Genomic DNA, 13363 nt, shown 5'->3' on the forward strand with positions numbered 1-13363 from the left:
GGGTAAACAAATGGCTACAGTTATTGGTCGGGTTCTCAAGGCTCCTGCCGACTTTGAAGTTACCGGTGCGGATGGTCAGCAACGTTTGCTGGCGGCAGGTGACCCATTATTTGTTGGCGACCGGCTGAACGGTTTTGATGCTGATAACCTGCAAATCGACTGGCTCGATCAAGCTGCTGCCAGTATTTTTGAGCGTAATGGCGGTAGTGGTGAAATCCTGCTGGCCAGTACAGAAATGAATCTGGACAGTAACACGCTGGCCAATGATGCCGGTGCCCAGGCCGATACTGAGACTGCTGAAAACCAGCCACAGAACAGTGCGAACGACCGTACGGGTAATAACCGCATTGCTGATAACAACGAAGTAGATCGCGATCTGGAGAACAACAATCGCGAGAACGCAGCGTTTGAACACAATGCAGATGAAGGCAAGGTGGACACACGTTCGACATCGCTGTTCGATCACCCCAGTGACACTGCCAGCATCGACACCCGTAACTCGGCGTTTGCGTTACAACCGCAGAACCTGGCAGCAGGCACAGGCGATGGCACTGTGGTGGTTCAGAACCATTTCAGCATCGCCAATGCCGAGGCCGCCGAAGGCAATGAGCTGGTGTTTGTGATCACCCGTTCCAGCGAATTTCTGGGTCAACAAACCATCGATTACCGTACAGCCTTGTTGTCGTCCAACAGTGCTTCAGCAGCCGATTTCAGCTCGGTCAGTGGCACCGCAACCTTTGCCGACGGCCAGACCCGGCTGGAAATCAGCATCGCGACCAGTGCCGATACACTAGCTGAAGCGACCGAAAGCCTGACGCTGCAGATCAGCAATGCCAGCGGCCCAGCCGTCATTGATAACGCCAGCGCCACTGGTTTGATTACCGACGTCAGCGTGCCGGATATTTCGGTATCAGGCCGTGATATTGGCGAAGGTCAACAAGCGGTATTCGAGATCAATCTGAGTCAGGCGGCAACCAGTGATATCAACCTGCAACTGACGCTGGTACCCGGCACCGCCGATGCATCGGACTACGACGCCAACAGCCTGGAGGTGTCTTTTGATGGCGGCCAAACCTGGCAAGCGATTGCGCAAAACCAGCTTACCATTCCGGCGGGTAGCAGCTCGGTACAGGTGCGGCTGAACACCACCGATGACTCGCCGTTGGAAGGCAGTGAATCCTTTGGCTTGCAGGTGACTGTGCTGGGTGGTTTGGCGACTGCCAGCAACCCGGCCGCCGCCATTGCCATCACCGATGACGGCAGCAATGGCGAACACGATGATACCCCAGCCGCGCTGAATCAGACGCCAGAAGCCGTGGCAGACAGCTACCGCATAGACGAAGATGGGGTATTGAATGGCAACACCGTGCTGGCCAATGACAGCGATCTGGACGGTGATTCATTAACCGTGAATACCACACCGGTAACCAACGTTAGCAACGGCACACTGGTGCTGAACGCCGATGGCACCTTTACCTACACCCCTGATGCCAACTTCCATGGCACCGACTCCTTTACCTACGAAGTCAGTGACGGCAATGGCGGTACTGCCCAGGCAACCGTGACCATTACGGTTGATCCAGTCAATGATGCACCGGTAGCGGTCAATGACAGCTATTCGACCAACGAAGACACCACGTTAACCACGACTCTGGCCAACGATATTCTTGGTAACGACAGCGATCTGGACGGCGATTCCCTGACCGTAAATACCACTCCGGTAACCGACGTTAGCCATGGTTCGTTGACCCTGAACGCCGACGGCACCTTTACCTATACACCTGACGCCAATTTCCATGGCACTGACTCCTTTACCTACGAAGTCAGTGACGGCAATGGTGGTACTGCGCAAGCAACCGTGACGATTACGGTTGATCCGGTAAACGATAATCCCGTAGCGGTAAACGACAGCTACCGTGTCGGTGAAGACGGTGTATTGAATGGCAGCACAGTACTGGACAATGACAGCGACTTGGACGGCGACTCACTGACCGTGAATACCACGCCGGTAACGGACGTTAGCCATGGTTCGTTGACCCTGAACGCCGACGGCACCTTTACCTATACGCCTGACGCCAACTTCAATGGTACGGATTCCTTCGTCTATGAAGTCTCTGATGGCAATGGCGGTACCGCTCATGCAACCGTGACGATTACGGTTGATCCGGTAAACGATAATCCCGTAGCGGTAAACGACAGCTACCGTGTCGGTGAAGACGGTGTATTGAATGGCAGCACAGTACTGGACAATGACAGCGACCTGGACGGCGACTCACTGACCGTGAATACCACGCCGGTAACGGACGTTAGCCATGGTTCGTTGACCCTGAACGCCGATGGCACTTTTACCTACACACCAGACGCCAACTTCCACGGTAGCGACTCGTTTGTCTATGAAGTCTCTGATGGCAATGGTGGTACTGCTCAGGCAACCGTGACGATTACGGTTGATCCGGTAAACGATGCACCGGTAGCGGTCAACGACAGCTACAGCACCAACGAAGACACTACGCTCACGACCACGCTGTCCAACGATATTCTTGGTAACGACAGTGACCTGGATGGTGATTCATTAACCGTAAATACCACGCCGGTAACGGATGTTAGCCATGGTTCGCTGACACTGAACGCCGATGGCACTTTCACTTATACGCCTGACGCCAACTTCAATGGTACGGACTCCTTCGTTTATGAAGTCTCTGATGGCAATGGCGGTACCGCTCAGGCAACCGTGACCATTACGGTTGATCCGGTAAACGATGCACCGGTGGCGGTAAACGACAGCTACCGTGTCGATGAAGACGGGGTATTGAATGGCAGCACTGTTCTGGCTAATGACAGTGATCTGGACGGTGATTCATTAGCCGTAAATACCACGCCGGTAACCGACGTTAGCAACGGCACTCTGGTGCTGAACGCCGATGGCACTTTCACCTATACACCAGACGCTAACTTTCACGGAACCGACTCGTTTGTTTATGAAGTCAGCGACGACAACGGCGGTACTGAGCAAGCGACCGTGACGATTACGGTTGATCCGGTAAACGATGCACCGGTGGCGGTAAACGACAGCGACAGCGTTATTGAAGGCAACAGCATCAGCCGCAACGATACATTGGGGGTCATCAGCAACGACCTGGATCTGGATAACGACAACCTGCAGGTAACAGCGATTCGGACTGGTTCGGAATCCGGCTCCGGCAGCGATGGAACCCTTGGCAACGATCTGCTTGGTACCTACGGCAGCCTGACCCTGAATGCCGACGGCAGCTATCAATACAGTGCCAACACGGCAGCTGCGTTGGCGCTTAACAGTGGCGAAAGTCGGGAAGACGTCTTTACCTACACCGTGTCTGATGGCAATGGAGGCACGGATACAGCTGAACTGGTGATTACCGTTAATGGTCTGGATGGTGCCAATAATGCGCCAACAGCCGTCAATGACAGTTATTCGACTAACGAAGACACGACGTTAACCACGACTCTGGCCAACGATATTCTTGGTAACGACAGCGATCTGGATGGCGATTCATTAACCGTAAATACCACGCCGGTAACCGACGTTAGCAACGGCACTCTGGTGCTGAACGCCGACGGTACCTTCACCTACACACCAGACGCTAACTTCAATGGTACGGATTCGTTCGTCTATGAAGTCAGCGACGGTAATGGCGGTACTGCTCAGGCAACCGTGACTATCACGGTGGATCCGGTAAACGATGCACCGGTAGCGGTCAATGACAGCTATTCGACCAACGAAGACACGACGTTAACCACGACTCTGGCCAACGATATTCTTGGTAATGACAGTGACCTGGATGGTGATTCATTAACCGTAAATACCACGCCGGTAACGGATGTTAGCCATGGTTCGCTGACACTGAACGCCGATGGCACTTTCACTTATACGCCTGACGCCAACTTCAATGGTACGGACTCCTTCGTTTATGAAGTCAGCGACGGCAACGGCGGTACTGCGCAAGCAACCGTGACCATTACGGTGGATCCGATAAACGATGCACCGGTAGCGGTCAACGACAGCTACAGCACCAACGAAGACATGACGTTAACCACCACGCTGGCCAACGATATTCTTGGTAATGATAGTGATCTGGATGGCGATTCATTAACCGTGAATACCACGCCGGTAACGGATGTGAGTCATGGCTCATTGACCCTGAACGCCGATGGCACTTTCACCTACACACCAGACGCCAACTTCCACGGTAGCGACTCGTTTGTCTATGAAGTCTCTGATGGCAATGGTGGTACTGCTCAGGCAACCGTGACGATTACGGTTGATCCGATAAACGATAATCCAGTTGCTGTGAACGATGCTTACAGCACCAACGAAGACACCACGTTAACCACCACGCTGGCTAACGATATTCTTGGTAACGACAGTGATCTGGACGGCGATTCCCTGACCGTAAATACCACCCCGGTAACGGATGTTAGTCATGGCTCACTGGCCCTGAACGCCGATGGCACTTTCACCTACACGCCAGACGCCAACTTCAATGGTACGGACTCCTTCGTTTATGAAGTCAGCGACGGCAACGGCGGTACTGCGCAAGCAACCGTGACCATTACGGTGGATCCGATAAACGATAATCCAGTTGCTGTGAACGATGCTTACAGCACCAACGAAGACACCACGTTAACCACCACGCTGGCTAACGATATTCTTGGTAACGACAGTGATCTGGACGGCGATTCCCTGACCGTAAATACCACCCCGGTAACGGATGTCAGTCACGGTTCACTGACCTTGAACGCCGATGGTACCTTTACCTATACACCTGACGCCAACTTCAATGGTACGGATTCGTTCGTCTATGAAGTCAGCGACGCTAATGGCGGTACTGCTCAGGCAACCGTGACCATTACGGTGGATCCGGTAAACGATAACCCCGTTGCTGTGAACGATGCTTACAGCACCAACGAAGACACGGCGCTAACCACCACGCTGGCTAACGATATTCTTGGTAACGACAGCGATCTGGACGGTGATTCATTAACCGTGAATACCACGCCGGTAACGGATGTGAGTCATGGTTCGTTAGCCCTGAATGCCGATGGCACCTTTACCTACACACCAGACGCCAACTTCAATGGTACGGATTCCTTCGTCTATGACGTCTCTGATGGCAATGGCGGTACTGCGCAAGCAACCGTGACGATTACGGTTGATCCGGTAAACGATGTGCCAACCGCAGCGGATAATGTTATCGGGCTGGCCAAAAATGGCAGCTATACGCTGACTCAGGCGGATTTTGGTTTTGCCGATGCCGATGGCGACAGCATGGCCTCGGTGACGGTGACCGATCTCAGCCAGCTGGACGATGGCAGCCTGTTGTATTTCAACGGCAGCAGCTGGAGTGCAGTCACGGCCAATCAAACCATCACGGTTGCCGATATTGACGCGGGATACCTGGCATTTCGGCCTGCGGCAGACGACACCGGTGTGCCTTACGACAGCTTTGGTTTCCGCGTCAGCGATGGCAGCGCCAGCTCGGTCGCCGACAATAGCATCACCTTTAACGTTGCCAACACCTTGTCGGTATCCAATCCGACCGCGATTGATGAAGGCAAGTCGGCGGTATTTGTGATTGAGCTGAGCGACAGTCGTGTGGTCAACACGGTACTGGATCTGGCGATTGGCGGTGATGTCGACAGCAGTGATTACAACAGCGTGCTGTATTACAAGCAGTGGGCGCTGGACGGTCAAAGCTGGAGCTGGCAGCAGGTCAGTGGTGGCCAGGTGACCCTGGCTGCGGGGGACACCCGTATCGAAATCAAGGTCTCCAGTTTACAGGATGGCATCGCAGACAACGGCGAAAGCCTGACGCTGACGGCCAGCATCAATGGTTACGCCGAAACCGATATGGCCAATCAGAGCGATACCGGCGCGACCACCATTTACGATTACCCGTCCTTGCAGGTGCGGGCGGCAGATTTTGTTTCAGAAGGCGAGGATGCCATTTTTGAAGTGGCACTGAGTTCACCGAAAGCAACCGATACGCTGGTCAGCCTGAGCTTTGGCGGTGATGCCAGCGCCAGCCTCGACTACGCCGACGACTGGTATTACTCCACCGATGGCGGTAACAGCTGGAGTCTGATCAGCGGCGCTGAGATCACAATTCCAGCCAACGCCAGCATTGCCGAGTCGGTACTGGTGAAAGTCGTGACGTCAACGGATGCCATTGCCGAAGGCAATGAAAGCCTGATACTGAATGCCACCACGGCTGACAGCGGCATCGCCAATGCCAACAGTAACGTCGCCGATGGCACTGTGATTGTTGATGCCATCAGCCTGACCGTGTACGAAAGCAAGGACGGTGCTGTCGTCGCTGGCACCAACACGGTCGATACTCTGGCCGACAGTGAATACAGCTACATTGTGGTGACCCAGGGTGCCAACGGCACGGTCACCAGCAATGGTGACGGTACTTTGAAGTACACCCCGAATACCGATTTTTCCGGCAGCGACAGCTTTGTCTATCTGCGCACCGATGCTGCTGGCAACCAGTTTTATGCCGAAGCCCGGGTCACTGTGGTTGCGGTCGCCGATACCCCGGACGTCACCATTCTGGCCTCGTCCGGCACGCTTGTTGGACTGCCGGATGTGGTCACCGACGGCAGCTTCAGTACCAGTACCAGCTGGAAAACCGTGTCCTATCCGGGTAACTCGGGCAACTACAACAGTGATTACGATACCGCCAGCTACCTGACACCGGTAAGTGGCCAGGCTTCGCTGCCGAAATCGACCTCGCTGGTGCAGATGTTCTCGACCACCCTCAATAGCGGCGACAGCTATACCGTCGCGCTGGATTTTGTGTCGGGCAGCCAGGTTTCCATCAAGTGGGCCTATATCGACTCGACCGGTGCAATTGACGCCTCTTTCACCGGCGCAGCCATTGCTACTGCGGTAACCACAACCGGTAGTTTGAGTTACAGCAGCACGGTACCGGTGGATAGCAGCGGCCGGGCAGCCAACGCCATCCTGATTGAAAGCAGTGCCGGTGGTAACCCGCCAGCGCTGGTGATCGACAACGTGGTGATTGAAGGCGAAACCCGGGTTGAATTTGATGTCAGCATCAGCAGCTCGGTCACCGATGCGCTGAACGATTCCGCCAGCAGTGGTACGGAATACGAATTTATTCAGGATACCGTGACCATCAGTGGTGTGCCGCTGGGGGCCAGCTTCTCCAATGCCAGCTCTTCAGGCATCGGCACCAATACCACCAACAACAGCACCGGCACGGACAGCTGGACCTTCACCCAGGCGGAGCTGGATGGTTTGATCATTTCAGTATCGCAATCCAGTGCCAGCGCCGGTTTTGATCTGACCGCCACGGTCACAGCCGAAGAAAACAGCAGCGGATCGACCGCCAGCAACAGCGACACCGTCAGCCTGTTGTTAAGCGATGACGTTCCCATGATTGGCGACCAGCAACTGGCGTTTGCCAATGAATCCGGCGTAGCCGCCACCGTCAGCAATACCATTGCGACGGAATATTCCAGCGACGGCGGCAACAGCTTCAGCTGGAACAGCAGCAGCTTCAATATTCCCGAGCTGTATGCCGATGGTCAGCAAGTCGCCATCAGTTATGACGACGCGGCGGGAACCGTGACCGGTACCATCGACGCCGGCGCGACGACTGTGTTTACCGTGACGGTGAATATGGAAGACGCCAACGGCACCGACGTCAGCTTCAGCCAGCCGGTTGAACTGCTGGGCGTCGCCCTGACCTTTGATGGCGGCATCGTGCTGCCGGGCGGTGGTAACAACGACACCATCGTGCTGCAGTTCAACGACAGTGACGGCAACGCCTCAGGGGTCGATGCCATTATTGCAGCCCATAACCTGATCGAGGACAGCGCCGCCGAACTGGCCAGTGCGACAGCTGAACACACGGTCAACACCAACAACTATTACATTGGTGTCGACAGTAACAACATGAACGCCGGTGACCAGTTACTGATCGACTTCGCCACCATCGCGACCGACAGCAGCGGCAACACCAGCCATAACAACGAAGTATCTTCACTGGGGATTTCGCTGTTTAACTTCGGCAGTGCCAAATCCGGCGATGAACTTTACATCACCGTAATCACCGCCTCGGGCAGGGAAAACATCATCCTGACGTCGGATGCCGATCTGACCGATGGCAAATATCTGGTGACCAGCAGTGTTGGCGAAGCGATTCTGGGGGTCGAATTCCTCGCCGGTAACAACAGCTCCTTCAAGCTCGGAGTGGAATCTGTCAGCTCGGTGGATTACAGCCAGGACATTGATATGTCACTGGGCTACAACATCACTGACGTCGATGGCAGCCAGGACAGCGGTACCTTGTCGATCCATCTGGACGGCAATGATCAGCTCACCTGGAGCCAGAACTTTGCCGTGATGGATGCCGGTAACGAACAGGACGGCAGCGGTGCCAATGGCCTTGATACCCTGGTACTGGCGGCAGGTGACAGCATCGACTTCAGCGCGCTGGATAATCCGCAGCTGCTGAATTTCGAAGCCATCGATCTGACCTACGATGCTGACACGACAACGCAGGGCGACCACGCTCTGGCCAACCTGTCGTTGCAGGACGTGATTGATATGACCGATGCTGCCAACGACCTGATTATCTTTGGTGACAGTGGTGATACGGTTTCGCTGGCCGGTGGCGGCTGGAGCCTCAGTGGCAGCAGCAGTGCCGACGGCCACGACTTCGATGTCTATGTGAATTCCGGCGACGCCAGCGTCAGCCTGAAGATCGAGGATACGGTTGGGGTTTCTCTGTTGTAAGTGCTCTGTTGTAAGTGCACTGCTCTAAGTGGGCGGCAAGTGGACTGTTGTAGGAGCGCGCTTATAAGTGCTGTCGTCCGGGTTCTGTAGCCCGGGTGTTCTGGCCGGTTTGCTGTTGCATCGCAGCAAACCGGCACCCGCTTCGCGTGCGCACGGCAGCGGGCTGTGAAAACGGGATTCTGTGGGTGTTAGAGGGTATATTGATCATCAGACCAGCGGCGTAAATCTATAAAACCAACACTCCGCAGCTGGTGGCTCAAGAGGCACTCCGATGGCAGCCATTCCCAAGTACGCTCTCTACGGTGAGAACCCGGAACACCGTTGGGCGCAATCTCTGCATTACGAACGTATCGCGCGCCGTGCCAAACATCACCAGTGGAAGATTCATCTGCATCAGCATGAATCATTGATACAGGTGTTATACGTCGAGGAAAAATACGGCACGGTTTATCTGAACGGTGCTGCGGTCGAGTTCCGCGCGCCATGCTTTATTGTGATTCCGGCGCACGTGGTGCACGGGTTTGATTTTGCGCCCGGAATTGATGGCTACGTGATTACCGCCTTACAGTCGCCGCTGGAATCAAGCCTGCGTATTTCTGCCGCAGAGGCGCTGTCGGTGTTCAGCCGGGGTGGGGTGATCGAAGCCCACACAACAGAGCGCTATTTCTCTGAATGTGCCAGCCTGTTTGACATGATCAGCCGGGAAGCGCTGGCCACTGCCCTGTATAAAGCCTCGTCGGCCGATCTGTTGCTGAGCGCCTTGTTGGTGAAAATGTCGCGTTTGCAGTCTGATGGTGAAACCTTCGAACCCGCGGTCAGTTCCCGCAAAACCGAGCAGATTGAACGTTTCAGGCTGCTGGTACGCAAGTCATTGGGAACCCTGATGAGTGTGGAAAACTATGCCGCTGAACTGGGCATTACCGGCAGTCAGCTACGACGGGTGTGTCAGGAAATTCTCGGGCAGTCGCCACTGAGTATTATCAACGCGGAAATCATTCATTCGGCCCAGCGTGATCTGTCCTATTCGACCATGACGGTACAACAGATTGCCTATTCGCTGGGGTTTGATGATCCGGCTTATTTCTCGCGCTTTTACCGCAAAAAAACGGGCCAGACTCCATCAGAATACCGTGAGCAGGTTCAACAACCGGCAAAGGATTCCTCGATGGAGCCCGGCCAAAGGCCCGACTGAGCGCTGCTGCATCAGCCGGGAGGCGCAATTGGAAACAGGGTTCGTACCTCAGAAGCTGTACTTGGCCATGATTTCAACTTGCTGGCGGTCGAGGAAGGTGCTGCTTGTGCTGGTTGGATCAAGATCACGCTGACGCCATTCAGCACCCAGTTCCAGCCCCTTGAAGAGCGTGTGAATGACGTTGGCATGGATCGAGTGGAAGCGGGTCTTGGCGTCATCATCAACCTTGACCTGGGTCCACTTCAGCGAGCTGCGCCAATCCGCCGCCCAGACATGACGGTAAGACAGGTTGTAGCCAGCCTGGGAGACCTTGTCGCCGTTCTCAACATCGACACCAACGCCGGTATAAGCTGCCAGGCCTTCCCCCGCGTGGGCGTTAAAACGGATATCGTCTTCGCCCAGCATGATTTTGGCGGCGATGCCGATACCGGTGCCGTTATCGTCATTTTCAACCTGACGTGAGCTGACCAGAATATTCAGCTGGTTTCCGTTATCAAAACTGAAACGGTGGCCAACGGCGATATCGGGATATTCGGCATTGGTGTTGGCGGGATTCTGCAGCGAAATGCGGGTGCCACCAATTTGCTGGTGAACCAGCGTGGTGCGAAAGCCCGCTGCAGCCAGCGAACCAACGTCACCGGAAAAATCGAGCAGGTCTGAGCCAATCACACCGAGGAACTGGCCGGTCCAGTATTGGCCGACCAGTGTGTTGTCGACTTTCATATAGGCATGACGCATGCGCCAGGCACTGCTGGGGCCATAAAAGTCGCCTTCAAAAAAGCCTTTTACCTGATGACCTTCCACTTCGGAATTCAGGCTGATGTTAAAACGGCTCTGGCGCGAGGTCGCGGCAAAGCTGGAGCTGCCTTGTTCCGGCATGGTGGAGACGGCTTCGGCCTTGATGTAGCCGCCAAAGGCAACATCAACACCGTTGAATGTACCCAGTTGCAGGGCCATGACGGGTACTGAACAGGCAGATATGGCGGTGATTGCCAGAAGGTTGTTAGCCAGTTTCATTCGGATAATTCCTTTATTGTTTTTATGGACGGTTATTGTTTTAAAAACCATATCGAAGCGGTTGTTGGCCGCCTGGCGATAGGTCGGTGGCGGGCAGCAGTCAGCCGGATATCCCGTTGATATCCTGCTGGCTGTCAGCTGCGCCGGTTGGTCGTGCCGGTTTTGGTTATTGCGGGTGTTGCCTGACGAAGGTCAGTCGCTGTCCGGGTTTGCCGTCGCCATGGCTGTAACGCCGACCCAGCGGTTCAAATCCCCCGCCGGTTTTACCAGCGAGTTCTGCTGGGCGACGATATAGTCGCCGGAAGCCGCCAGATAGGCAGGGAAATCCGGATGCCGGTCGCGGGCGGCGCTGCGCTGTTCGTAGTCGGCCAGTGATGCATAGCCCCACAGATGCACAAACTGGTTGATGTCGCCGACTGTGGTGACATAACAACCGAGTGGGTTACCCAGTGTTTGCTTCAGTACCGGCATTGCCAGCTCATCAAACACCTGGAGAAACGCCTGCATCTTGCGGGGCTTGATGGTGTAGATACGAACATCAACCAATGGCATGACCATGACGTGGCTCCTCTGTGGTGTTTGCCTGGGTAGTTGCTGTGGTGCCTTTGAGATCATCCAGATCACGAATGCCTGCGACATGGCGACCAGTGATGTAGCCAAAGGTCATGATCGGGCCGAGGGTGATACCGGCGCCCGGATAGTTGCCGCCCATCACGCTGCGGCGGTCGTTGCCGACAGCATAGAGGCCGGGCATCGGGGTGTTGTCGTTGCTCAGCACTTCGCCATAAGTGCTGGTGCGAATACCGTCAAACGTCCCCAGATCCCCCATGTACACCTTGACCGCATAGAAAGGCCCTTTCGCTACCGGTGCGACGCAGGGGTTGGGCTTGTTTTCCGGGTCGGCCAGATAGCGGTTGAAGGTGGTGGTGCCACGGCCAAATTGCAGATCCTTGCCTTGTACCGCACCAGCGTTGTATTCGGCCACCGTGTTCACCAGGGTGGCGCTGCTGGCGCCAATCGCGCGTGCCAGTTCGTCGAGGGTTTTGCCGGTTTTCAGGTAGCCATTGCGGAGGAATTTGCCAATTGGCAGGGGTGCCGGTTTGACGAAGCCCAGGCCGTATTTTTTCAGCGTGGTCTGGTCGCAGATCAGCCACATAAAGGTGTCTTTGCCTTTGCTGCTGTCGCCATCACGATCACGATGACTGGAGCGAATCATGTCGACGCCAACGTCGTGGTAGGAATTGGATTCGTTACAGAAACGGCTGCCAGCGGGGGTAACACCAATCACTCCGGGTTTGTAGCGATCGAGCAGGTGTGGGAAGACGGCCGGTTTATTACTGCCGTCCGGGATCAGTGACACTGGCATCCAGGCCGCCGCATCCTTGTAAACACAGTCAACCTTGATACCCAGTTGCTCAACCATACGGGCACCATCACCGGTATTGCTGTCTGGCACCGGCGAGAAGTGTTCACCGCCGCGTTTGAGGTGCGGATAAGTCTCGGCCAGCCGTTTCACATCGTGGGAGAAGCCGCCGCAGGCCAGCACCACAGCCCGCTCGGCGCGAATCTCGCGGCTCTGGCCGCCCTGTTGTACAGCAGCTCCAATGACACGGCCGTTGTGCTGCAGCAGTTCCTTGACGGCACAGCCGGTAATGATCGGAATGCCCAGATCCAGAGCAGACTTGGCCAGTCGGGCCGCCAGCGCATTACCACTGGTGACATTGGTACCACGACGGTACAGCAGCAGTTCCTTCAGATGAATTGCCAGCCGTTTGGCGACGTACATGAAGGACGTCAGCGATTTGGTGGCGTTAAAAAAGTGCTTCAGATCGGCATTGGACGAATTGAACATCATGCCGATGAAGGTGATGGTTTTCAGCGGCGGGCGCATGCGTTTCATATCGTCGCCCAGCTCGCGGATATCAAACGGCGCGGCCAGAATGGAACGGCCAATATCAACACCACCAGCAACGTCCGGGTGATAGTCGGGATAGAGGGTCGGTATAAACCTGACGCTGGTGTTGTCTTCAAAGAAGTCGACCATTTCCGGGCCCTTGCGCAGGAAAGCCTCGGACTGTTCGGCATCATAGAAGTCGGCAGTTTCGTTGCGCAGGTATTCACGGGCCTTGTCGCGGCTGTCATCCGGGGCTTGCTTGCGACCATGACGGTTGCCCGGAATCCACAGCACCCCACCAGAAAAGGCAGTGGTGCCGCCAAATACCTGATCTTTTTCGATCACCACCACGTTCAGGCCCTGCTTGCGGGCGCTGATGGCGGTCGCCAGGCCACCGGCACCAGCGCCGATCACCAGCAAGTCACATTGGGATGGAATTGAGTTCATCTGCGGG

5 protein-coding genes are annotated in these 13363 nt (G+C 55.4%); 2 read left to right on the top strand and 3 right to left on the bottom strand.

Annotation, left to right across the window (positions count from 1 at the left end; translation table 11 throughout):
- The first annotated feature begins 10 nt into the window (after window positions 1-10).
- The gene (locus K6123_RS09875) at window positions 11-8806 is read left to right on the top strand and encodes a beta strand repeat-containing protein (protein WP_221797202.1); all 8796 of its coding nucleotides are present in this window, start codon (window positions 11-13) and stop codon (window positions 8804-8806) included.
- 271 nt (window positions 8807-9077) lie between these two features.
- Window positions 9078-9998 carry a helix-turn-helix domain-containing protein gene (locus tag K6123_RS09880; RefSeq protein WP_221797204.1) on the top strand — a complete coding sequence of 307 codons (921 nt, stop codon included), beginning with the start codon at window positions 9078-9080 and terminating at the stop codon, window positions 9996-9998.
- Window positions 9999-10046: 48 nt separating this feature from the next.
- Here K6123_RS09880 and K6123_RS09885 read toward each other — a convergent pair whose 3' ends face one another.
- From K6123_RS09885 to K6123_RS09895, 3 genes are all read right to left on the bottom strand, one after another.
- Window positions 10047-11015, bottom strand: coding sequence for a hypothetical protein (locus tag K6123_RS09885; RefSeq protein ID WP_221797206.1), 969 nt, complete (start codon window positions 11013-11015; stop codon window positions 10047-10049).
- 192 nt (window positions 11016-11207) lie between these two features.
- Window positions 11208-11573 (bottom strand): NIPSNAP family protein, encoded by a 366-nt coding sequence (locus K6123_RS09890; RefSeq protein WP_221797208.1) that lies wholly within the window; start codon window positions 11571-11573, stop codon window positions 11208-11210.
- On the bottom strand, window positions 11554-13356 hold the full coding sequence (locus K6123_RS09895; RefSeq protein ID WP_221797210.1) for an FAD-dependent oxidoreductase: 1803 nt from the start codon (window positions 13354-13356) through the stop codon (window positions 11554-11556). Before K6123_RS09895 ends, K6123_RS09890 begins: the two co-directional genes overlap by 20 nt.
- Window positions 13357-13363: the final 7 nt, after the last annotated feature.

Source organism: Oceanobacter mangrovi (genome assembly GCF_019740315.1).
GTDB classification, from domain to species: Bacteria; Pseudomonadota; Gammaproteobacteria; order Pseudomonadales; family Oceanobacteraceae; genus Oceanobacter; species Oceanobacter mangrovi.